This is a genomic window from Rubrivivax gelatinosus (assembly GCF_016583785.1).
Lineage (GTDB): Bacteria > Pseudomonadota > Gammaproteobacteria > Burkholderiales > Burkholderiaceae_C > Rubrivivax > Rubrivivax gelatinosus_B.
In genome coordinates this window covers 14,116-36,394 of sequence record NZ_NRRU01000011.1, presented here as the reverse complement: position 1 = coordinate 36,394, position 22,279 = coordinate 14,116, and the positions used below count along the sequence as shown (strand labels likewise).

At 69.1% G+C, this 22,279-nt stretch carries 15 protein-coding genes and 1 riboswitch; of the genes, 3 read left to right on the top strand and 12 right to left on the bottom strand.

All coding sequences use genetic code 11. From position 1 onward, the window contains the following. Window positions 1-42: 42 nt before the first annotated feature. The 4 genes from CKO43_RS04680 to CKO43_RS04665 all read right to left on the bottom strand — a co-directional run bounded on the left by CKO43_RS04680 (window position 43) and on the right by CKO43_RS04665 (window position 5,342). Window positions 43-1,929, bottom strand: a complete 1,887-nt coding sequence (locus CKO43_RS04680; protein ID WP_200231090.1) for a KUP/HAK/KT family potassium transporter — start codon at window positions 1,927-1,929, stop codon at window positions 43-45. 89 nt (window positions 1,930-2,018) lie between these two features. Then, entirely contained in the window at window positions 2,019-3,314 is a 1,296-nt protein-coding gene (gene gshA, locus CKO43_RS04675; RefSeq protein ID WP_200231091.1) for a glutamate--cysteine ligase, read from the bottom strand. Between the two features lie 142 nt (window positions 3,315-3,456). Then, window positions 3,457-4,968: an ammonium transporter gene (locus CKO43_RS04670; RefSeq protein ID WP_200377979.1), complete on the bottom strand. Its 1,512-nt coding sequence runs from the start codon at window positions 4,966-4,968 to the stop codon at window positions 3,457-3,459. Window positions 4,969-5,003: 35 nt separating this feature from the next. After that, the gene (locus CKO43_RS04665) at window positions 5,004-5,342 is read right to left on the bottom strand and encodes a P-II family nitrogen regulator (RefSeq protein WP_200231094.1); all 339 of its coding nucleotides are present in this window, start codon (window positions 5,340-5,342) and stop codon (window positions 5,004-5,006) included. Window positions 5,343-5,755: 413 nt separating this feature from the next. Between CKO43_RS04665 and CKO43_RS04660 the strand changes: the two genes are divergently transcribed. Further along, on the top strand, window positions 5,756-7,291 hold the full coding sequence (locus CKO43_RS04660; protein ID WP_200377978.1) for a YifB family Mg chelatase-like AAA ATPase: 1,536 nt from the start codon (window positions 5,756-5,758) through the stop codon (window positions 7,289-7,291). 7 nt (window positions 7,292-7,298) lie between these two features. On the opposite strand, the gene metH is transcribed toward CKO43_RS04660, so the two are convergent. Then, complete coding sequence (gene metH, locus CKO43_RS04655; RefSeq protein WP_200377977.1) at window positions 7,299-10,022, bottom strand: methionine synthase; 2,724 nt, start codon at window positions 10,020-10,022, stop codon at window positions 7,299-7,301. A 17-nt stretch (window positions 10,023-10,039) separates the two neighbouring features. Further along, a riboswitch (S-adenosyl-L-homocysteine riboswitch) is annotated at window positions 10,040-10,128 on the bottom strand. Between the two features lie 13 nt (window positions 10,129-10,141). Further along, window positions 10,142-12,052, bottom strand: coding sequence for a glucokinase (locus tag CKO43_RS04650; protein ID WP_200377976.1), 1,911 nt, complete (start codon window positions 12,050-12,052; stop codon window positions 10,142-10,144). 411 nt (window positions 12,053-12,463) lie between these two features. Here CKO43_RS04650 and glk point away from each other — a divergent pair, with 411 nt between their 5' ends. Then, a complete protein-coding gene (gene glk, locus CKO43_RS04645) occupies window positions 12,464-13,474 on the top strand; it encodes a glucokinase (RefSeq protein ID WP_207184873.1) in 1,011 nt (336 codons plus the stop codon). A gap of 171 nt (window positions 13,475-13,645) precedes the next feature. Further along, on the top strand, window positions 13,646-14,863 hold the full coding sequence (locus CKO43_RS04640; protein WP_200230210.1) for a maltoporin: 1,218 nt from the start codon (window positions 13,646-13,648) through the stop codon (window positions 14,861-14,863). Between the two features lie 120 nt (window positions 14,864-14,983). On the opposite strand, the gene CKO43_RS04635 is transcribed toward CKO43_RS04640, so the two are convergent. The 6 genes from CKO43_RS04635 to CKO43_RS04610 all read right to left on the bottom strand — a co-directional run bounded on the left by CKO43_RS04635 (window position 14,984) and on the right by CKO43_RS04610 (window position 22,178). Beyond that, complete coding sequence (locus CKO43_RS04635) at window positions 14,984-15,460, bottom strand: pullulanase-associated domain-containing protein (RefSeq protein ID WP_200230212.1); 477 nt, start codon at window positions 15,458-15,460, stop codon at window positions 14,984-14,986. A gap of 52 nt (window positions 15,461-15,512) precedes the next feature. Further along, window positions 15,513-17,201 (bottom strand): alpha-amylase family glycosyl hydrolase, encoded by a 1,689-nt coding sequence (locus CKO43_RS04630; RefSeq protein WP_200377974.1) that lies wholly within the window; start codon window positions 17,199-17,201, stop codon window positions 15,513-15,515. 25 nt (window positions 17,202-17,226) lie between these two features. Continuing rightward, window positions 17,227-18,117 (bottom strand): maltose ABC transporter permease MalG, encoded by an 891-nt coding sequence (gene malG / locus CKO43_RS04625; protein ID WP_200377973.1) that lies wholly within the window; start codon window positions 18,115-18,117, stop codon window positions 17,227-17,229. A gap of 3 nt (window positions 18,118-18,120) precedes the next feature. Continuing rightward, entirely contained in the window at window positions 18,121-19,683 is a 1,563-nt protein-coding gene (gene malF, locus CKO43_RS04620) for a maltose ABC transporter permease MalF (protein WP_200377972.1), read from the bottom strand. A gap of 122 nt (window positions 19,684-19,805) precedes the next feature. After that, on the bottom strand, window positions 19,806-21,002 hold the full coding sequence (gene malE, locus CKO43_RS04615; RefSeq protein ID WP_200377971.1) for a maltose/maltodextrin ABC transporter substrate-binding protein MalE: 1,197 nt from the start codon (window positions 21,000-21,002) through the stop codon (window positions 19,806-19,808). Window positions 21,003-21,062: 60 nt separating this feature from the next. Further along, complete coding sequence (locus tag CKO43_RS04610; RefSeq protein WP_200230223.1) at window positions 21,063-22,178, bottom strand: sn-glycerol-3-phosphate ABC transporter ATP-binding protein UgpC; 1,116 nt, start codon at window positions 22,176-22,178, stop codon at window positions 21,063-21,065. Window positions 22,179-22,279 lie beyond the last annotated feature (101 nt).

Sequence of the window (22,279 nt, the reverse complement as noted above, 5' to 3'; positions counted from 1 at the left end):
GGCGCGGCCTGCAAGGTGCGCCGAAGGCGCTACGGGGGGGGGTCATATCTCGACCTTCGCCCCGAGTTCGACGATGCGGTTGGCCGGCAGGTTCAGGAAGTCCCCGGCCGCGGCGGCGTTGCGGTGCATGCTGGCGAACAGCTTTTCGCGCCACAGCGCCATGCCGCCGCCGAAGGTCGGGATGACGGCGTCGCGCGACAGGAAGTAGCTGGTCTCCATCTCGTCCAGCGGCACACCGTGCTGGCGCAGCAGCTTCAGCGCCTCGGGCACATCGGGGTCGTTCATGAAGCCGAAGTGCAGCCGCACCTGCCAGCAGCGGTGGCCCAGCGCCTGGACCTCCAGCCGCTTGTCGAAGCCGATCCACGGCACCTCGTGGTGCTGCACGGTGACGAACACGTTGTACTCGTGCAGCACCTTGTTGTGCTTGAGGTTGTGCATCAGCGCGTTGGGCGTGAGGCCGGCTTCGCTGGACAGGAAGATCGCGGTACCCGAGACGCGTGTCGGCGGGCTCACGAACACCGCCTCGAGGAAGCTCTTCAGGTCGATGGCCTCGTCGCGCAGCCGTTCGCCGACCAGGCGCCGGCCGTCGACCCAGGTGCGCATCAGCGTGAACATGCCGACGCCGATGACCAGCGGGAACCAGCCGCCGTTGAGCAGCTTCAGCGCGTTCGATGCGAAGAAGCTGATGTCGATCGCGAGGAAGATGCCGGTGGCCAGCAGGCACAGCGCGAGCGGGTACTTCCAGCCGTAGCGGATCACGAAGAAGGTCATGATCGTCGTGATCGTCATGTCCAGCGTCACCGTGATGCCGTAGGCCGAGGCCAGCTTGGACGAACTGCCGAACAGCACCACCGCCAGCACGATGAACAGGTACAGCCCCCAGTTCACGAAGGGCACGTAGATCTGGCCGGTGTCGCGCACCGAGGTGTGCAGCACGCGCAGCCGCGGCAGCAGGCCGAGCTGGATCGCCTGCTTCGTGACCGAGAACGACGCGGTGATCAGCGCCTGCGACGCGATCACGGTGGCCGCCGTCGCCAGGAACACCAGCGGCAGTTGCGCCCAGCCCGGCGCCAGCAGGAAAAAGGGGTTCTCGACCGCGTCCGGGTCCTCGAGCAGCAGCGCGCCCTGGCCGAAATAGTTGATCACCAGCGCCGGCGCCACCAGGCTGTACCAGGCGATGCGGATCGGCAGCCGGCCGAAGTGACCGAGGTCGGCGTAGAGCGCCTCGCCGCCGGTGACGACCAGCACCACCGAGCCGAGCGCGATGAAGGCGATCATCGGCTGCGAGACGATGAAGTGCAGCGCGTGCGTCGGCAGCATCGCCACCAGCACGCCGGGGTGCTCGATGATCTGCGGCACGCCGAGCGCGATCAGCACCGCGAACCACACCATCGTCACCGGGCCGAAGGCGCGGCCGATGCCGCCGGTGCCGAAACGCTGCACCGCGAACAGCCCGGTGAGCACGACGAGCGTGATCGGAACCACCCAATGGTCGAGCTGTGGCGCGGCGATCTTCAGGCCTTCGACCGCCGACAGCACCGAGACCGCCGGCGTGATGACGCCGTCGCCGTAGAAGATCGCGGTGCCGAACATGCCCAACGCCAGCAGGCCCTGGCGCAGCCGCGGCTTGCCCGCCACGGCCGAGGTCGCCAGCGCCAGCATCGCGATCAGGCCGCCTTCGCCGCGGTTGTCGGCGCGCAGGATCAGCAGCACGTATTTCAGCGAGACGATGATCGTCATCGTCCAGAAGATCAGCGACAGCACGCCCAGGATGTTGGCGCGCGACACCGGCACGTGGCCGGCGTGGAACACCTCCTTCAGCGCGTACAGCGGGCTGGTGCCGATGTCGCCATAGACGACGCCCAGCGCGCCGAGCGTGAGCGCGGCGACGGCGGCGGGGGTGCGGGGAAGTGGGGCGTGCGGAGTCACGAGACGGCGGACTCTTTCGGCCGCGGCTGGCGGCGCGATCGTAGCCAAAGCCGGGCCGACGCGCTTGCGCACGCCGGCCCGGCACTCGGTTACTCGTAGATCTCGGCTTCGGGGTCGGTGGCTTCGAGCTCGTAGGCCGCTGCCAGCATCGCCAGACGGCCGATGACGCCGTACATGTAGAAGCGGTTCGGCGCGCTCGCGCCGGGCTTGGCGCCCGGGCGCGGCAGTTGGTGCGTCTCGGCGAAGGCCAGCGGCACGACGTCCGAACCCGGCGAGTTCAGGTTCTCGTCGATGCCGCGTTCGCCGTGCACGCGGTAGAAGCCGCCGACGACGTAGCGGTCGATCATGCAGACCACCGGCTCGGCGGCGGCGTCGTTGACGCGTTCATGCGTCGGCACGCCTTCCTGGATGATGACCTCGGTGATCTGCAGGCCGTCCTTCACGACGCTCATGCGCTCGCGCGTGCGCCGGCTCAGCTCCTCCAGCTCCTTGGCGTCGCGCACCGTCATCACGCCCATGCCGTAGGTGCCGTTGTCGGCCTTGACGACGACGAAGGGCTTTTCGGCGATGCCGTATTCCTTGTACTTGCGGCGCACCTTGCCGAGCAGCTGGTCGGCGGCCGACTGCACGCACTCCAGACCGGTGGCCTCGTTGAAGTCGACCTCGCCGCACTGGCCGAACATCGGGTTGATCAGCCACGGGTCCATGCCCAGCAGCTTGGCGAACTTCTTCGCCACCTCCTCGTAGCTGCGGAAGTGGCGGCTCTTGCGGCGCACGCCCCAGCCGGCGTGCAGCGGCGGCAGCAGGTACTGCTGGTGCAGGTCCTGCAGCACCGGCGGCGTGCCCGCCGACAGGTCGTTGTTCAGCAGGATGGTGCAGGGGTCGAAGTCCTTCAGGCCCAGGCGGCCGCGGGCGCGCACCAGCGGCTCGAGCAGCAGTTCGCCGCCGTCGGGCAGCGCCAGCGGCACCGGCGCCTTCTGCTCCTCGTCCAGCGAGCCCAGACGCACATGGAGCCCGGCCTGGTTGAAGATCTGGATCAGGCACTGCAGGTTGGCCAGGTACTCCGGGTTGCGCGTGTGGCGCTCCGGGATCAGCAGCAGGTTCTTGGCTTCGGGGCAAATCTTCTCGATCGCCGCCATCGCCGCCTGCACCGCCAGCGGCAGCATCTGCGGCGTCAGGTGGTTGAAGCTGCCGGGGAACAGGTTGGTGTCGACCGGCGCGAGCTTGAAGCCGGCATTGCGCAGGTCCACCGACGAATAGAACGGCGGCGTGTGCTCCATCCATTCGAGGCGGAACCAGCGTTCGATCGCGGGCATCGACTCGAGCACACGCTGCTCGAGTTCGTTGATCGGGCCGTTCAGGGCGGTGACGAGGTTGGGGACCATGGCCGGGCGGGGTCGGGTAGGAGGGAAATTCTGGCACGTGGGGGCCACGCGGCGAAGCACAAGCGCCGACGGTGCCGCCGCGGCGGTGTCGCGACCATGAAAAAGGCCGCCCGAAGGCGGCCTTTGTGGTGGGGCGAGCGGCTTACTTGTTGTACGCCGTTTCGCCGTGCGAGGTGATGTCCAGACCTTCGCGTTCCTCTTCTTCCGGCACGCGCAGGCCGATCGTCAGGTCGACGATCTTGTAGGAGATCGCGGCGACGACGGCCGACCAGACGATGGTCACGCCGACGGCCTTGGCCTGGATCAGCAGCTGGGTCAGGATGTCGTTGGAGCCGACCGTGGCGGTGACCCAATCGGTCACCAGGCCCGGGCCGCCGAGCGCCTGATTGTTGAAGACACCGGTCAGCAGCGCACCGATGATGCCGCCGACGCCGTGCACGCCGAACACGTCCAGCGAGTCGTCGGCGCCCAGCAGCTTCTTCAGGCCGGTGACACCCCACAGGCAGGCGAAGCCGGCGATGAAGCCGATGACCAGGCCGCCGACGATGCCGACGTTGCCGGCAGCCGGGGTGATGGCCACCAGGCCGGCGACGGCGCCCGAGGCGGCGCCCAGCATCGAGGCCTTGCCCTTGATCAGCGCTTCACCGACGCACCAGGCCAGCACCGCGGCGGCGGTGGCGGAGAAGGTGTTCAGGAAGGCGAGCGCGGCACTGTTGCCGGCTTCCAGCGCCGAGCCGGCGTTGAAGCCGAACCAGCCGACCCACAGCAGCGAGGCGCCGACCATGGTCATCGTCAGGTTGTGCGGGGCCATGGCTTCCTTGCCGTAGCCGATGCGCTTGCCGATCATGTAGGCGCCGACCAGGCCGGCCACGGCGGCGTTGATGTGCACCACGGTACCGCCGGCGAAGTCGAGCGCGCCCCATTGCCACAGCAGGCCGGCCTTGGCGTTCATCGCGTCGACGACTTCAGGGCCGGTGTAGGCGTCCGGGCCCATCCAGTACCACACCATGTGCGCGATCGGCGTGTAGCTGAACGTGAACCACAGTGCCATGAACAGCAGCACGGCGGAGAACTTCACGCGTTCGGCGAAGGCGCCGACGATCAGCCCGCAGGTGATGGCCGCGAAGGTGGCCTGGAAGGCGACGAAGACGATCTCGGGGATGACGACGCCCTTGCTGAAGGTCGCGCCCATCGCGAACGCGCCCGTCGCCGGGTCGAACACGCCCTTCAGGAACAGCCGGTCGAAGCCACCGACGAAGGCATTGCCCTCGGTGAAGGCCAGGCTGTAGCCGTAGACGACCCACAGCACCGTGATCATCGAGAAGGTGACGAACACCTGCATCAGCACCGACAACATGTTCTTGCTGCGCACCAGGCCGCCGTAGAACAGGGCCAGGCCGGGGATCGACATCATGATCACCAGCAGCGTCGAGACGAGCATCCAGCTGACGTCGCCCTTGTTCGGCACCGGCGCGGCAGCGGCCGGTGCGGCTTCGGCGGCGGCCGAGGCCGCTTCGGCCGGAGCCGCGGCAACGGCGGAGACGGCCGCCTCCGATGCGGCGGCGGCCGCCGAAGCGCCGTCCTGCGCCACGGCCAGGTCCACCGACCCGAGGAGCGCGAGCCCCAGGGCCAGGATCGATAGCAGTTTCTTCATGATGGGTGGTTTTCTCTGGTTGGTCTCGTGGTGCCTCAGAGGGCGTCGGTACCGGTCTCGCCGGTCCGGATGCGAACCACCTGCTCGAGCGTGCTGACGAAAATCTTGCCGTCGCCGATCTTGCCGGTGCGCGCGGCGCCTTCGATCGCCTCGATGACGCGGTCGACGATGGCGTCGTCGACGGCGGCTTCGATCTTCACCTTGGGCAGGAAGTCGACGACGTACTCGGCGCCGCGGTAGAGCTCGGTGTGGCCCTTCTGGCGGCCGAAGCCCTTCACCTCGGTCACGGTGATGCCCTGAACGCCGATGCCGCTGAGGGCCTCGCGCACTTCATCGAGCTTGAATGGTTTGACGATCGCAGTCACCATCTTCATGGTCGGTCCTCTGGTCCTCTAGGAGTGTTGCGTGAGCCTGCCGACGGACGCCGCGCCGGGGCGCGCCGTCCGGACGCAGCCGGCCGTGGCGACGGGGAAGTGCATCGACACCGGAGTCGCGCGGCCCGAGACCAGCACCGCGCTGTTCGCTGCGGTGTACGGGCCGGCCGGGATCAGTCTCTTCATGAGGGGCTGGATGCTGCGAGAGGGTGACGAGCGCCATGGGTCCTACTGCAGCTTCCATGCCAGAGGCGACAATCGGTTACAGCCGCCGCTGCACGAGGCGCGGTGTGCTGGCTCTGCATGCACCAGCCTGTGCATCCCTCTTTTGGTGCACTTCCTTGGTGCGAGGCCGGAGAGGCCATGCGCCGTCAGGACGCGTCCGACAATCGCCGCCGGGGAGGCGTGAAACGATGACGCTGGCCGTGGTGATGAGCCGCGCGCTCGACGGGCTGGATGCCCCGGCGGTGCATGTCGAGGTGCAGCTGGCCAACGGGCTGCCCAGTTTCACCCTCGTCGGCCTCGCCGACACCGAGGTCAAGGAGTCGCGCGAACGTGTGCGCGCGGCGCTGCAGCACAGCGGCTTCAGCTTCCCGCACAACAAACGCATCACCGTCAACCTGGCGCCGGCCGACCTGCCCAAGGAGTCCGGCCGCTTCGACCTGCCGATCGCGCTCGGCATCCTGGCCGCCGACGGCGTGCTCGACGCCGCCCGGCTGGCCGCCTGCGAGTTCGCCGGCGAACTGTCGCTGGCCGGCGAGTTGCGCCCGGTGCGCGGTGCGCTCGCGCTCGCGCTGGCGATGCGGCGCGACGACGCGACGCGCACGCTGGTGCTGCCGGCGGCCAGCGCCGGCGCCGCGGCGCGTGTTGCCGGGCTGGACGTGCGCGGCGCGGCGACGCTGCTCGACGTGGTGCGTGCGCTGCTGCCCGGCGACGAGGCCGAGCCGCTGCTGCCGGCGCGGCCGCCGCCGGCCGCCGACGCCGAGCCGCCGCCCGACCTGCGCGAGGTGAAGGGCCAGGCGGCGGCCAAACGGGCACTCGAGATCGCCGCCGCGGGCCAGCACTCGCTGCTGCTGATCGGCCCGCCCGGCACCGGCAAGTCGATGCTGGCGGCGCGCCTGCCGGCGCTGCTGCCGTCGATGGACGACGAGGAGGCGCTGGTCAGCGCCGCGCTGCAGGGGCTGACGCCGCAAGGCCTGGACGCCGCGGTCTTCGGCCGCCGCCCCGCGCGTGCGCCGCACCACAGCGCGAGTGCGGTCGCGCTGGTCGGCGGCGGCTCGCCGCCGCGGCCGGGCGAGATCTCGCTCGCGCACGGGGGCGTGCTCTTCCTCGACGAGACCCCCGAATTCCCGCGCGCGGCGCTGGAGGCACTGCGCGAGCCGCTGGAGACCGGGCGCATCACGATCTCGCGCGCCGCGCACCAGGCGCAGTTCCCGGCGCGCTTCCAGCTCATCGCGGCGATGAACCCCTGCCCCTGCGGCTATCTGGGCGCTTTCGCCGCCACCGGCCGTGCCTGCCGCTGCGGCGCCGACACGGTCGCGCGCTACCAGGGCAAGCTGTCCGGCCCACTGCTGGACCGCATCGACCTGCAGATCGAGGTGCCGGCGGTGCGCCCGGCCGAGCTGATGGCCGCGCCCGACGGCGAAAGCACGGCCGCGGTCGCCGCGCGTGTTGCGGCCGCGCGCATGCGGCAGCTCGAACGCCAGGGCGAAGCCAACGGCCTGCTCACGGCGGCACGCACCGACACCTGCTGCGGGGCCGACGCGGCGGCGCGGCGTTTCCTGCAGGGCGCAGCCGAGAAGCTGGGCTGGTCGGGCCGGCGCCTGCACCGCACGCTGCGTGTCGCGCGCACGATCGCCGACCTGGCCGGCGAGCCGCAGATCGGCGTCGCCGCGATGGCCGAGGCGCTGCAGTTGCAGCGCGGGCTGGACGCGCTGCGCGGCGGCTGATGCCGCTTCAGCGCAGCTGCGGCGCCAGCCGGCGTTCGGCGTCTTCGAGCGTGATGCCCTCGCGCCTGGCGAAGTCGGCCACCTGGTCGGCGCCGATCGGCCCGACGTTGAAATAACACGCGTCGGGGTGCGCCAGGTAGAAGCCGCTGACGCTGGCGGCCGGCGTCATCGCCAGGTTCTCGGTCAGGCCCATGCCGACTTCGCTTGCCTTCAGCAGCTCGAACATCGCGCGTTTCGGGCCGTGGTCGGGGCAGGCCGGGTAACCGGGTGCCGGGCGGATGCCGCGGTAGCGTTCGGCGATCAGTTCCTCGGGCGCCAGCGCCTCGTCGCCGGCATAACCCCAGAGCTCGGTGCGCACGCGCTGGTGCAGGCGTTCGGCAAAAGCCTCGGCCAGGCGGTCGGCCAGCGCCTTGACCATGATCGACGAGTAGTCGTCGCCCGCGGCGTCGAAACGCTGCGCGCGTTCATCGCAGCCGATGCCGGCGGTGACCGCGAACATCCCGATCCAGTCGGGTTTGACCCCTCGCGGCGCGACGAAGTCGGCCAGGCTGCGGTTGGGCCGCGGCACGCCGTCTATGACCGGGCGTTCGCCCTGCTGGCGCAGCGGCGTCCAGCGCATCGCCACCGTGCTGCGGCTGTCGTCGGTGTAGATCTCGACCGTGTCCTCGTCGACGGTGTTGGCCGGCAGCAGCGCGACGACGCCGCTGGCCTGCAGCCAGCGGCCGTCGATCAGGCGCTCGAGCATCTGGCGGCCGTCGGCGAGCACGCGGCGCGCGGCGTCGCCGACGATCTCGTCGTCCAGGATCGCCGGGTAGGGCCCGGCCAGGTCCCAGGTCTGGAAGAACGGGCCCCAGTCGATGCAGCGCGCCAGCTCGGCCAGGTCGTAGTGGCGGAACAGGCGCCGCCCCGGCGCACGCGGCGCCGGCGGCTCGTAGGCCGCCCAGTCGAGCGCCGTGCGGTTGGCGCGTGCCGCCTGCAGCGTCACCAGCGGCGCCTTCTTCTTGCCGGCGTGCAGCTGGCGCACCCGTTCGTAGTCGGCGCGCAGCTCGGCGAGGTAGGCGCCCTGGCGCTCCTCGGACAGCAGTTCGGAGCAGACGCCGACACTGCGCGAGGCGTCGGGCACGTAGATCACCGGCCCTTCGTAGTGCGGCGCGATCTTCACCGCGGTGTGCACCCGGCTACAGGTGGCGCCGCCGATCAAGAGCGGCGTGCCGCGTTCGCGGAACCAGGGGTCGCGCTGCATCTCGGCGGCGACGTGCTGCATTTCCTCGAGGCTGGGCGTGATCAGCCCGGACAGGCCGACGATGTCGGCACCTTCGATGCGCGCCTTCTCGAGGATGTCCTGGCACGGGACCATCACGCCCATGTTGACGACCTCGAAGTTGTTGCACTGCAGGACGACGGTGACGATGTTCTTGCCGATGTCGTGCACGTCGCCCTTGACGGTGGCGATGATGACCTTGCCCTTGGGTTTGACGTCGCCGCCGGCGTCCTGCAGCGCCTGCTTCTCGGCCTCGATATAGGGCAGCAGCTGGGCCACCGCCTGCTTCATCACGCGTGCGCTCTTGACCACCTGCGGCAGGAACATCTTGCCCTGGCCGAAGAGGTCGCCGACGGTGTTCATGCCCGCCATCAGCGGGCCTTCGATGACGTGCAGCGGCCGGCCGCCGCCGGCGCGCACCGTCTGCCAGGCTTCTTCGGTGTCGGCGGCAATGAACTCGGTGATGCCGTGCACCAGCGCGTGCGACAGGCGCTGCTCGACCGTGCCGGCGCGCCAGGCCAGGCGCGCGCTGTCGTCGCGCGCCGCGCCCTTGGCGCGTTCGGCGATCTCGATCAGGCGCTCGGCGGCGTCGTCGCGGCGGTTCAGCACCACGTCCTCGACCCGTTCGCGCAGCTCGGCGTCCAGGTCGTCGTAGACGCCGACCATGCCGGCGTTGACGATGCCCATGTCCAGGCCGGCCTTGATCGCGTGATAGAGGAAGACGGTGTGGATCGCCTCGCGCACCGGGTCGTTGCCGCGGAAGCTGAACGAGACGTTGCTGATGCCGCCCGAGACCTTGGCGCCGGGCAGGTTCTGCTTGATCCAGCGTGTCGCCTCGATGAAGTCGACGGCGTAGTTGGCGTGCTCCTCGATGCCGGTGGCGATCGCGAAGACGTTGGGGTCGAAGACGATGTCCTCGGGCGGGAAGCCGATCTCGTCGACCAGCAGCCGGTAGGCGCGCGCGCAGATGTCGATCTTGCGCTGGTAGGTGTCGGCCTGGCCCTGCTCGTCGAAGGCCATGACGACGGCGGCGGCGCCGTAGCGGCGCACCAGCCGCGCCTGGCGCCGGAACTCGGCCTCGCCTTCCTTCAGCGAGATCGAGTTGACGATGCCCTTGCCCTGCAGGCACTTGAGGCCGGTCTCGATGACGCTCCACTTCGAGCTGTCGACCATCACCGGCACGCGCGCGATCTCGGGCTCGGAGGCGACCAGCTTCAGGAAGCGGTCCATCGCCGCGGCCGAGTCCAGCATCGCCTCGTCCATGTTGACGTCGATGATCTGGGCGCCGTTCTCGACCTGCTGGCGCGCGACCGACAGCGCGTCCTCGAAGCGGCCTTCGAGGATCATGCGGGCGAAGGCGCGCGAGCCGGTGACGTTGGTGCGTTCGCCGATGTTGGCGAACAGTGCGCCGTCGCCGAGCGAAACGGGTTCCAGACCCGACAGGCGCATCGGGGGCAGGGCTGCGGTCATCACTTCACTCCAGGGGAATGGGACGAGCGCCGTTGCCGGGCACGGCTGGCGCCGCGCACGCCCCGAGCCTGGTGGCCGCCCGGCCATCGCAACGCTCCTCGGGGCTGAAGTTCGCGATTTTATCGGCTATGCGCGGTCAGGTGGGCCAGCGGGCCGGCGGTGCTGATGCCGGGGCCGGCGCGCCGGGCCCCCGGCGGCGGCGTTTCCAGCGGCGCCTCGTCGAAGCCGACGATCTCATCGTGCGGCAGTTCGGCCACGCGTTCGGCGCCGCGGCGCATCGCGACGCCGACGGCGAGGATGTCGATCACGAGCAGGTGCAGGATGCGGCTGATCATCGGCACGTGCGTCGACGGGTCCTCGAGGTGGTCGACGATGATCGCGACGTCGGCCTTCTTGGCCAGCGGCGACTGGCTGGCGGTGATCGCCAGCACCGGCGTGCCGCGTTCGTGCGCCTTGTCGGCGACGGCCAGCAGGTCTTCCACCTGGCCACTGCTGCTGATGATCACGGCGACGTCGCTGGGGCGCATCACGTTGGCGGTCAGCACCTGCAGCCGGTGTTCGGTGACCGACATCGACGGCACGCCGAAACGCAGGAACTTCAGCTGCGCGTCGTCGGCGACGACGCCGTAGTGGCCGACGGCGAAGAACTCGACACGTTCGGCCGCGGTCAGCAGGTCGATCGCGCGGTCGATCGCGTCGCGGTTCAGCTGCTCGCGCACCTGCAGGATCGCCGACGCCGTGTTGCCCAGCACCTTGACGCCGAGCTCGAGCATCGTGTCCTCGCCGGTGACCTGGACGTGCGAGACCGGCACCGTGCCGGTCAGGCTGGAGGCCAGGCGCAGCTTGAAGTCGGACAGGCCCTCGCAGCCGAGCGAGCGGCAGAAGCGGATCACCGTCGGCTGGCTCACCGAGGCGGCGCGTGCGATCTCGGCGATCGGGTCCGACAGCGTCGGCCGCGGGTGCGCGAGCACGTGCTCGGCGACGCGCCGTTCGGCCGGCGAGAGCTTGTTGCGCACGCGCCGGATCAGCCCGAGGATGGCCGAGTCCTGGTGCGCGTCCAGCCGGCGCAACTGCTCGGCGAGGATGGCCGAGGCGCCGGCGAAGGTGGCGTTGTCGGCGGTGACGACGAAGGTCGGGATCGTCGTCACGTAGCCGCTGAAGCGGCCCTTGTCCTCGAAGCGGCTACGGAAGGCCGAGCGGTCGAAGTAGTCGCCCAGCCGCGGCACGATGGCGCCGCCGATGTAGATGCCGCCGAAGGCGCCCAGCGTCACCGCCAGGTTGCCGGCGGCGGTGCCGAGGATGGCGCAGAACGCGTCCAGCGCCTGCACGCACAGCGCGTCGCCGCCTTCGAGCGCGCGGCGCGTGATCTCGGTGGCGGGCAGGTTCTCGCCGCCGCGGCCTTCGGAGACGGCACGGTGGATCAGCTCCAGCCCCGGGCCCGACAGCAGGCGCTCGAAGGACACGTGCTCGTGCTGGCGCGCGGCGTAACGCAGGATCGCGATCTCGCGTTCGTCGCGCGGCGCGAAGCTGGCGTGGCCGCCTTCGGTGCCGAGCGCGACATAACCATCGCCGGTCGGGATCAGCCCCGAGACGCCCAGGCCGGTGCCGGCGCCGATGACGCCGATGACGCTGTGCTCACGCGCGCTGCCGCCACCGACCTGGCGGCGCTGGGCGCTCGTCAGCCGCGGCAGCGCCATCGCCAGCGCGGTGAAGTCGTTGATCACCACCAGCGTCTGCAGGCCCAGGCGCTCGCGCATCTGCTCGATCGAGAACTGCCAGTGGTAGTTCGTCATGCGCACCAGGTCGCCTTCGACCGGGTTGGCAATGGCCACTGCGGCGTGCTGGATCGCGGCCGACAGCGCGGCCGGCAGCGAGCCCAGATAGGCGCTGACCGCGCTGTGGAAGTCCGGGTGGGCGGAGCAGGGAATCGAGGCGACGTGGCCGAAGACCGCGGGTGCGGCTTCGACGGCGAAGCGGGCATAGCTGCCGCCGATGTCGGCGATCAGGCGGGGGTTGTCGAAAGGCGTCATGACTGTTGCGCGAATTCGGCCCTCCCGACGGTGGGGGCCTCGTGACGATGTAGCCGGACTACCGTTCCGGTGGGTTCCGTCGTGTCAGTCCCATGCACCATGTTGCGGCGTCGGGACATCCGGGCCCTGCGAATGCAAGCTGCATGCACGCTGCGCTCGCTCAAGGTCAGGGGGAAGTCCTCAGTTGCCGTCCTGCAACATTGGCTTGTCGTGTGTTTGTAGTTTTGCTACCTTTTCTCCGCTTTGCAAGAGGGCTTGCCGGCGGACACAGAACCGGCGGCAAGCGGACCCGAGAACCGAGGAGGGCCACGTGAACCAGTATCCGATCGTCGCGACGCGCGTCGGCCGGTCCTCGTCGTGCCCTTCGTGTTCCGCGGGGAAGGGATTGTCGTGACCGGGGGCGGGAGCGACTTGAGCCGACCCTGGCTGGTGGCCGATATCGGCGGTACCAATGCACGCTTCGCGCTGATCGACGGCGCGTCCGGCGTGCCGCGCGACATCCAGCGGGTGCGCTGCGCCGACTACCCCGGCCCGGTGGAGGCCGCCGCTTCGTATCTGGCCGGCCAGCAGGCCGCTGCCGGCGCCGCCTGGGCGACGCCGCGTTGGGCGGCGTTTGCGGTCGCGACGCCGGTGGGCAGCGACCGCATCGATCTGACCAACAGCGCCTGGTCGTTCTCGCGTGCCGAGAGCGAGGCCGCGCTCGGCCTGGACGGGCTGCTGATGCTCAACGACTTCGAGGCCCTGGCGCTGTCGCTGCCGGGGCTGGGGCCGCATCAGCTGCGCGCCCACGGGCCGCTGCCGTCGGGCCAGGGCACGCTGGCCGTCATCGGGCCCGGCACCGGTCTGGGTGTCGGCGGCCTGCTCGACACCGGCCGCGGCTGGCACGCGATCGCCGGCGAGGGCGGGCACGCGACGCTGGCGGCGGCCGACGACTTCGAGGCCGAGATCCTGCGCGTGGTGCGCGCCGAGCACGAACACGTGTCGGCCGAACGGCTGCTGTCGGGCATCGGCCTGCCGCTGCTGTACCGGGCGCTGGCGCAGGTGCGCGGCGAGGCCGCCGAAGCGCTGGCGGCCGAGGACATCGGCAGCCGCGGTGCCGACGGCAGCGACGCGCTGTGCGCGGCGACGCTGGCCACCTTCTGCGCGATGCTGGGCGGCTTCGCCGGCAACGTCGTGCTGACCTTCGGCGCCCGCGGCGGGCTCTATATCGGCGGCGGCATCGTGCCGCGTTTCGCCGACTTCTTCTTCGCCTCGGATTTCCGCGCGCGTTTCGAGGCCAAAGGCCGTTTTCGCGCCTACCTCGAGGCGGTGCCGACGGCGCTAATCGTCGAGCCGTACGCCGCGCTGCACGGTGCCGCGGCCGCGATCGAGACGCGGCTGCGCGAGACCGGCATCACCACCAACCAGGGCAGCGCCGCATGAACGCGTGCTGCCAGCCATGCGCCCGTCGGGCCGGAGGGACCGAGATCCCCCGCGCGACGGCGATTGCCGCGACCGCCGGACGACGGTCGCGGGCCCGGGCGGGGCTTGTTCGATGGGCGCCCGCCGAAGTCTCCCCGTCCTTTTCACCAGACCACGAATGAGGAGTTAACGATGTCCCGCCTTCACACCCGACTGCTTCCATTGGCCGCCGCTGCCGCCGCGGCACTGTTCAGCACTGGCGCCAGCGCGCTGGAGTTCCACGGGTACCTGCGCTCGGGCTCCGGGGTTACCAGCGGCGGCGGTGAACAGACCTGCTTCTCGCTTCCGGGCGCCTACACCAAGTACCGCCTGGGCAACGAGTGCGAAACCTACGGCGAAGCCCAGCTCGACCAGAACCTGTACGACGGCAAGGACGGCGTCAAGTTCGACTACCACCTGATGTTCGCCTACAAGGGCACCTACTCGTCGCAGCAGGACTATGAAAGCCTGACGACCGACGACGATTCGCGCGACTGGGCTCTGCGCCAGAACTGGATCGGCGTGAAGGGCCTGCCGATGCTGCACGGTGCCAGCGTCTGGGCCGGCAAGCGCTACTACAAGCGTGAAGACGTCCACATCACCGACTTCTACTACCACGACACCTCGGGCTACGGCGCCGGTATCGAGGACATCAAGGTCGGCCCGGGCAACTTCTCGTACGCGCTGCTGCGCAACACCGACGGCGACCGTGGCATGACGCGCCACGACTTCCGTTACGAAGGCCTGAGCCTCGGCCGTGCCGGCAGCCTCGACTTCTCGGTCGAGATCAACCGTGCCGACTCGACCAACGGCGCGACGGCCGAGAACGGCGGCTTCGTCCAGGTCGAGCACATGATCCCGATGCTGGGCGGCTTCAACAAGGTGGCCGTCCAGTACGGCAAAGGCTCGGCCAGCAACATGTCGCTCGGCTACCCCGACTACACCGCCGACAGCGACCACAAGACCTGGCGCATCGTCGACTTCGGCATCGTCGAGTTCGCGCCGGCCTTCAGCGGCATGTACACCTTCGTCTACCAGGACCAGAAGGACAACTACAAGTGGACTTCGCTGGGTGTGCGGCCCGCCTGGCACCTGAACGACTACTTCAAGCTTCAGGCCGAACTGGGTTATGACCGCGTGAAGCCCGAAAACGGCGACACGATGCACCTGACCAAGCTGACGATCGCCCCGACGCTGGTGGCCGGCCGCGGCTTCTTCGCGCGCCCGGAACTGCGCCTGTTCGTGACGCACGCGAAGTGGAACGACGCGGCGCGTGACCAATGGGGTGGTGTCGCCGGCGGTGCAACCGGCCGCTTCGGCGCCGACACCAGTGGCACGACCTACGGCTTCCAGGTCGAAGCCTGGTGGTAATGGACTGAGGGGTGCCGGGCAGCCGGCGCCCTTCGCGTTTCCCGTCCAGTGACGACAAAGGCGCTCCTCGGAGCGCCTTTTTTCGTCGTCCGCCTGGCGTTCCGCCAGGCAGTGCCGCCCTTACTTGCGTGCCTTCAGCGCGTCCTCGAGCGTGAAGTACGCGGTGCAGTCGCCCTGGTTGATGAAAACCTGCCGGCCCTGCGCCAGCATCCAGGTCGAGTCCTTGGTGCAGTCCTTGGTGTCGCCCTTGTGGATGATGTAGTTGATCTTGCCGTTGCGGAACTCGTTGGCCTTGACCTGCCAGTACATGCCGAAGCCGTCCTGGCCGGTGGGCTTCATCGGGCTGCCCCAGCTGATGGCCATGATCGGCATGTCGGCCTTGTCGCGCGGGCCGACGACCTTGCCGTCCTGCACCTTCTCGAACGATTCCCAGAAATGCACGCCCCAGCCGGCGTAACTGCCGTCCGGGCGGTAGTAGTGCAGCGAGATCATGTCGGCCGGCACCTCGGCGGCCTTGACGGCATCCTGCGCGCTGGCCGGGCCGGCCGAGAACAGGGCGGCCGTGCCGAGCGCGGCGATCCAGGCGAGTCGTTTCATCGTCTTCTCCTTCGTGGGCATGTCGATACGGCCGCCACCCGCGGCCTCGGGGTCATGGCAGGGCTTCCAGCAGGACGAGCCCGCGCGCGTCGGCGTCGAGCGTCACTTTGCCGGCGGCCACCGTCGCACTCGTGCCGCCGTAGGCGTCGCGCACGCGCGTCCCGTCGGGGAACACGTCGCCGACGGCCAGCGTGACGCGGCCGGCGGCGCCGACCGCCGCGACGATGCGGTCCTCGGCGTGCACGCGGGCGAAGGTATAGGGTTGGGCCGCGATCTGCCAGTGGCGGCCCTTGGCGACGGCGACGTGGCGGGCGCGGAACTGGCCCAGCTTGCGCCAGTGCGACAGCAGCGCGGCGTCGATGCCGGCCCAGTTCATGTCGGAGCGCGTGGACTGCTGCGGGTCGCCGTTGGCGGCGGGGCCGTCGGGGCGCGCGGTCTCGTCGCCGTAGTAGATCTGCACGCCGCCGGGTGCGAGCATCAGCGCGGTCGCGCCGTCGTAGAGCGTCTTGCGGTCGAAAAGCTTGGTGTCGTGCGACGAGATGTAGGACAGCACGTTGTGCGTCGCCGGCGCCGCCAGCGCGCGCGCGTACTCGGCGTAGAGCTTGTCGAGTTCGGCTCCCCGGGCGTCGGCGCGGCGCTGGAAGTCGAAATTGATCATGTTGTCGAAGCCGATGTCGTAGTGCCGCGTGCGCGTGATGTCGTGGCCCCAGTCCTCGCCGGTCATCCAGAACGGCGCGGCGTCGACCGCAGCCTTGGGGTTGGCGGCCTTCCAGTCGGCCAGCGCCTTCGCCGACGCCTCCTTCAGCGCCGTCCACGAGGCGTACTCGACGTGTTTGACGGTGTCGGCGCGGAAGCCGTCGACGCCGTATTCGCGCACCCAGCGCGAGAGCCAGTTCACCAGGTAGCCGCGCACCGTCGTGTCCGGCAGCTCGACGGCCTCGGTGTCGGCCTTCTTCTTCAGGAAGGGCGGCAGGCCCACGGCCTTGGGCGACTCGGTCTTGAAGTCGGGCAGGTAGGCGAGCTGCTTGGTCAGGTCGTCGCTGCCGCCTTCGGTGTAGCCGCGCAGGCCTGAGCGGATCCAGTCGGGGCCCCACCACTGCAGCCAGGCCGGGTCGTTGTAGTCGATCCACGAGTGGTAGTCGCGCAGCGTCGCGGCTTCGTAGCCCTTCCACAGCATGCCGCGCTTCTTGTCGGTCTCGGGCTCGGTGACGTACTCCGACAGGCTCTGGATGTCGCCGTAACCCGGGTGGTTCATGACGACGTCGAAGACGACGCGTATGCCTTGCGCGTGCGCCGTGGCGACGAACTCGCGCAGTTCGGCCGGGGTGCCCATGTTCGCGTCGAGCCGGGTGTAGTCGAGCGCGAAGTAGCCGTGGTAGCCGTAGTGCTTGAACTCCTTGCTGCCGCCGACCACCCAGCCGTGCATCTGCTCGTAGGGCGCGGTGATCCAGATCGCGTTGACGCCGAGTTCGCGGAACCAGCCTTCGCGCAGCTTCTGCGTCAGCCCGGCGAGGTCGCCGCCGTGGAAGGTCCCGATGTCGTCCTGCGGCCGCGGCTCGCGGGTGCGGCCGTAACTGCCGTCGTTGGCCGGGTTGCCGTTGGCGAAGCGGTCGGTGACGACGAAGTAGACGATCGGGTTGTCGGCGAAGCTGCCGGGGCGCGCGACGGGCTCGTCGGCGGCCCAGGCGCCGGCGACGGCGAGTGCGGCCGCGAGCGCGGCGACGGTGCGGCGGAACATCATGTGGCGCGAACTCCGGCGAGGTGCGTCAGCCCTTCACGCCGCCTGCCGTGAGGCCGGAGACGATCCATTTCTGCGCGAAGAGGAAGACGAGCGTGATCGGCAGGCCCGACAGCACCGCCGCGGCGGCGAAGTCGCCCCAGAGGTAGCGCTGCTCGTAGAGGAAGTACTTGGAGCCGACGGCCAGCGTCAGGTTGTGCTCCTGGCGCAGCAGGATCGACGCCACCGGGTACTCGATCACCGCGCCGATGAAGGCGAGCACGAAGACCACCATCAGGATCGGCACCGCCATCGGCAGCAGCACGTAGCGGAAGGCCTGCCAGTGGGTCGCGCCGTCGACCTTGGCGCATTCCTCGATCTCGACCGGAATGGTGTCGAAATAGCCGCGTATGGTCCAGATGTGCATCGCGACGCCGCCGAGATACGCGACGATCAGCCCGGCATGGGTCTCGATGCCCAGCCAGGGCACGTAGTTGCCGATGGTCTCGAAGATCGCGTAGATGGCCACCAGCGCCAGCACCGCCGGGAACATCTGCAGCAGCAGCATCGAGTTCAGGATCTGCGTCTTGAAGCGGAACTTCAGCCGCGCGAACGCGTAGGCGGCGGTGGTCGAGATCGCGACGATCAGGAAGGCCGAGATGCTGGCGATCTTCACCGAGTTCCACAACCAGCGCAGCACCGGGAAGGGCGGCTGCACCAGGCTGCCGTCGGCGGCTTCGTAAGGGATGCCGAGCGCGAGCTTCCAGTGCTCGAAGCTGATCTGCTCGGGGATCAGCGAGCCGGTGGCGAAGTTGCCCGGGCGCAGCGAGATCGAGATGATCGCCAGCAGCGGGAACACCGTGAGCGCGATCAGCGCGATCAGGAACAGATGCGCGGCGAGCACGCGCCAGCGCTGCGACTTGCCGGTGACGATGGCCATGGTTTACTTGCGCTCGTCGTTGACCTTGGCCAGCTTCAGGTTGGCCATCGACAGCATCGCCACCAGGAAGAAGATGATCGTCGAGATCGCCGCGGCGAGCCCGAAGTTCTGCCCCGAATCCTGGAACGCGATGCGGTAGGTATAGGACACCAGGATGTCGGTCGTGCCCGCCGGCACCTTGGTGTTGAGGAAGTCGGGCCGCCCGTTGGTGAGCAGCGCGATCAGCACGAAGTTGTTGAAGTTGAACGCGAAGGACGCGATCAAGAGCGGCGTCAGCGGCTTGACGATCAAGGGCGCCGTGATCTTCCAGAAGTTGGTCAGCGGCTTGGCGCCGGAGATCGCCGAGGCCTCGTACAGGTCGGCCGGGATCGCCTTGATGAGCCCGGTGCAGAGCACCATGATGTACGGGTAGCCGAGCCAGGTGTTGACCAGCAGGATCATCACCTTGGCCAGGAACGGGTCGGCGAACCAGGACGGCTTGATGCCGAACAGCGCGTTCAGGATCAGGTTGATTTCGCCGAAGTTCTGGTTGAACAGCCCCTTGAACACCAGGATCGAGATGAAGCCCGGCACCGCGTAGGGCAGGAACAGCAGCGTGCGGTAGACGGTGCGGAACCGCAGCGCCTCCCAGTTCAGCAGCACCGCCAGCGTCGTGCCGACGGCCAGCGTGAACAGCACCGTCAGCCCGGCGAAGACCACGGTCCAGACGAAGATGCGCATGAACGGGCCGCGGAAGTCCGGGTCCTCGACCATGCGCAGGTAGTTGCCGAAGCCGATGCCGACCTTGAAGCCCGGCTGCAGGCGCTCGCCGGCTTCGCTTTCGTAGAAGCCGGTGTCGCCATTGGCGCGGAACAGCGTGCCGGTGGCGGTCTGGCGCAGCACGCCGTCGGCTTCGCGCGTGAAGGTCGGGGTCAGCGTCGCGAACTCGCGCACGCCGGCGTAGGACAGCTTGCTGCCGTCGGGCAGCGCCAGCTTCAGCGTCGCGAGCGCCTGGCGGCGCTTGAGCACCTCTCCCAGCGGCAGCGGGTCCCCCGGCGTGAAGCCGGATGCGGCCAGCGGCACGAGCGCGATCTCGTCGCTGGCCTCGCCGGGGGCGAGCGCCAGCGGCGGCGTCACGACGCTGCGTGCGGCCAGCGCTTCGGGGGTCTCGTCGTCAGGTGCGTCGTCGGCCGCCAGCAGCAGCCGCCAGCGGCTGCCGTCGGGGTGCAGCGTGAAGTGCCAGCCGGCGCCGTCGCCGGGGGTCGACTGCTCGAGCAGGTAGGCGGTCGCCCGTTCCAGCGTCAGCAGGTTGGCCGACGAGTAGTTCGTGAACCCGATCTGCACCGTGTACAGCAGCGGGAAGGCGACGAACACCAGCATGCCCGCCAGCCCCGGGAACAGGTAGCGGTAGGCGAAGGCGACGTTGGACAGGTAGACGAAGAAGCCCAGCCCTAACAGCCCGAGCGCGAGCAGCGCCCACAGCGGCTGGCCGCTGGCGTAGATGCGGAAGACGAGCCACAGGCAGGCCAGTGCCGTGACCGTCGTGAACGGCCACTTCAGCAGTCGGCCCCAGTCGGTTCGTCCCATCGTCGTCCCGTGGCGCCTTCGTGGCGGGCGCCGTCGCTCGGTGCGGGGCGGCATGCGTGCCGCCCCCCGCTAGGCATCGCCCGCACGGCCTCGCGGCCGTGCGGGGCTGGTCGCGTGCCGGCTTATTTGCCGAGCATGCGCGCGGCTGCCGCGTCGAGCGCTTCCTTCGGGGCCTGGCGGCCGTTGGTGATGTTCTCCAGCGCCGAGGCCATGGACGACCAGAAGCGGCCCATCTCGGGGATGTTGGGCATCGGCTCGCCGCGACGTGCGTTCTCCATCGTCGCCTTGATGTTCGGGTTGCCCGACAGCTCCTTGAAGAAGGCCTTGTTCGCGGGCGTGCCCAGCGGCACGTCGGCGTTGATCGTCTTCAGCGACTCCAGCTTCAGCAGGCCGTTCTCGATGAACTCCTTGGCCACGTCCTTGTTCTTGCTGGGCGCGGCGATCATGCAGCCGAGCACGCCGACGAAGGGCCGCGAGGGCTTGCCGGCGACGTCGGGGATCGGCGCGACGCCGAAGTCGATGTTGCTCTTGCGCAGGTTGTCCCAGGCCCACGGGCCGGTGATCATCATCGCCACGTCGCCCTTGTTGAAGGCGGCTTCCATCTCGGCGTAGCCCGAGCCTTTGGGCATGTTGCCGTTCTTGATCATCGAGGCCAGCAGTTCGGCACCCTTGACCGCGCCGGCGGAGTTGACGCCGACCTTGGCCGGGTCGTACTCGCCCTTGGCGTCACGGCCGAAGACGCTGCCGCCGCCGGCGGCCAGGATCGGCCAGGTGAAGTAGGTGTTGTTGTAGTCCCAGAGGATCGCGTGTTTGCCCTTGGCCGCGAGTTCCTTGTCGAGCTTGATGACCTCGTCGAAGCTCTTGGGCGCCGTCTTCACCAGCGCCTTGTTGTAGACCAGGCCGATGGCCTCGACCGAGATCGGGTAGCCCCAGGTCTTGCCTTGGTAGCCGAAGGCCTTCCAGGCGGTGTCCTCGATGTCGTCGCGCACTTTCTTCGACGGGTTGATCGGCACGATCAGACCCGACTTGGCCCACTCGCCCATGCGGTCGTGCGGCCAGCAGAAGACGTCGGGGCCCTTGCCGGCGGCTGCCGCCTGCTGGAACTTGCCCGGAGCATCTTCCGGGTGTTCGACGGTGACCGGAACGCCCGAGGACTTGGCGAAGGCGTCGCCGACCTTCTGCAGCCCGTTGTAGCCCTTGTCGCCGTTGATCCAGACCAGCAGCTTGCCGGCCTCCTGGGCGCTGGCTGCGCCGGCGAAGGCGAAGGACGCGACGATCGCGGCGGCAGTGGCGATCGGCTTGATGGAACGTGTCGTCATGGGCTCTCCTCAGTCGTTGTCTTGACGGTATGGAACGAAAGCGCGCGTGGTGTCCGCTCGTCAGGCGGCTTCGCGCTGCGGCAATCGGTAGTGGCGCTGGAAGGCCCGGCCTTCGGCGTCGAAGAGATGGCACTGGGCGGGCGGGATGCCCAGGCTGAGGCGGTCGCCGGCCAGCGCCGTCGAGCCGCCGCCGAGCTCGCAGGTCAGCGCCTCTTCGACGCCGGGGCAGCTGACGTACCCATGGGTCTGGCTGCCCAGCGACTCGACGAAGGTCAGTTCGGCCTCGATCGCGTTGTCGCGCTGTCCGACCTCGAAGTGTTCGGGGCGTATGCCCAGCGTCACCTTGTCGCCGGGTTTGGCGGCCGCGGCGTCGACCTCGGCGCGCAGCACGCTGCCCGAGGCCAGGCGCAGGCTGGCGCCGCTGGCGTCGGCCGCGACGATCTCGCCGGCGATGAAGTTCATCTTCGGCGAGCCGATGAAGCCGGCGACGAAGAGGTTCACCGGATATTCGTAGAGCTCGAGCGGCGCGCCGACCTGCTCGACCTTGCCGGTGGACAGCACGACGATGCGGTTGGCCAGCGTCATCGCCTCGACCTGGTCGTGCGTGACGTAGACCATCGTCGTCTTCAGGCTCTCGTGCAGCTTGGCGAACTCGTAGCGCATGCGCACACGCAGCGCGGCGTCGAGGTTGGACAGCGGCTCGTCGAACAGGAAGACCTCGGGCTTGCGCACGATCGCGCGGCCGATCGCCACGCGCTGGCGCTGCCCGCCCGACAGCGCCTTGGGCTTGCGGTCGAGCAGGTGGTCGATGTTGAGGATCCTGGCCGCGCCGTGCACGGCCTGGTCGATCTCGGCCTGCGGCACCTTCGCCAACTTCAAGCCGAAGGCCATGTTGTCGTACAGCGTCATGTGCGGGTACAGCGCGTAGGACTGGAAGACCATCGCGATGCCGCGTTCGGCCGGCGGCACGTCGTTGACGACCCGCCCGCCGATCTGCAACTGCCCCGAGGTGATGTCCTCGAGACCGGCGATCACACGCAGCAGAGTGGACTTGCCGCAGCCCGAAGGGCCGACGAAGACCATGAACTCGCCGTCGTGGATCTCCAGATTGATGTCGTGAAGCACTTTCGTTTCGCCGAAAGCCTTGTTCACGTTCGTCAACCGGACGTCTGCCACCGTTCGCACCTCCGCCATCGCGCCCCGGATCGGGCTCGACCACCACGACCCTTGCGCTCCAGGCGCATGCCGATGTAGAGAATATACATCGACGTACCTCG

Excerpts from the sequence above, each read along its gene's own strand:
- CKO43_RS04670 (WP_200377979.1), bottom strand. The coding sequence starts at position 4,968 with ATGAAGAAACTGCTATCGATCCTGGCCCTGGGGCTCGCGCTCCTCGGG.
- CKO43_RS04665 (WP_200231094.1), bottom strand. The coding sequence starts at position 5,342 with ATGAAGATGGTGACTGCGATCGTCAAACCATTCAAGCTCGATGAAGTG.
- malF (WP_200377972.1), bottom strand. The coding sequence starts at position 19,683 with ATGGGACGAACCGACTGGGGCCGACTGCTGAAGTGGCCGTTCACGACG.
- CKO43_RS04630 (WP_200377974.1), bottom strand. The coding sequence starts at position 17,201 with ATGATGTTCCGCCGCACCGTCGCCGCGCTCGCGGCCGCACTCGCCGTC.
- CKO43_RS04635 (WP_200230212.1), bottom strand. The coding sequence starts at position 15,460 with ATGAAACGACTCGCCTGGATCGCCGCGCTCGGCACGGCCGCCCTGTTC.
- metH (WP_200377977.1), bottom strand. The coding sequence starts at position 10,022 with ATGACCGCAGCCCTGCCCCCGATGCGCCTGTCGGGTCTGGAACCCGTT.
- gshA (WP_200231091.1), bottom strand. The coding sequence starts at position 3,314 with ATGGTCCCCAACCTCGTCACCGCCCTGAACGGCCCGATCAACGAACTC.
- CKO43_RS04640 (WP_200230210.1), top strand. The coding sequence starts at position 13,646 with ATGTCCCGCCTTCACACCCGACTGCTTCCATTGGCCGCCGCTGCCGCC.
- malE (WP_200377971.1), bottom strand. The coding sequence starts at position 21,002 with ATGACGACACGTTCCATCAAGCCGATCGCCACTGCCGCCGCGATCGTC.
- CKO43_RS04660 (WP_200377978.1), top strand. The coding sequence starts at position 5,756 with ATGACGCTGGCCGTGGTGATGAGCCGCGCGCTCGACGGGCTGGATGCC.
- CKO43_RS04650 (WP_200377976.1), bottom strand. The coding sequence starts at position 12,052 with ATGACGCCTTTCGACAACCCCCGCCTGATCGCCGACATCGGCGGCAGC.
- malG (WP_200377973.1), bottom strand. The coding sequence starts at position 18,117 with ATGGCCATCGTCACCGGCAAGTCGCAGCGCTGGCGCGTGCTCGCCGCG.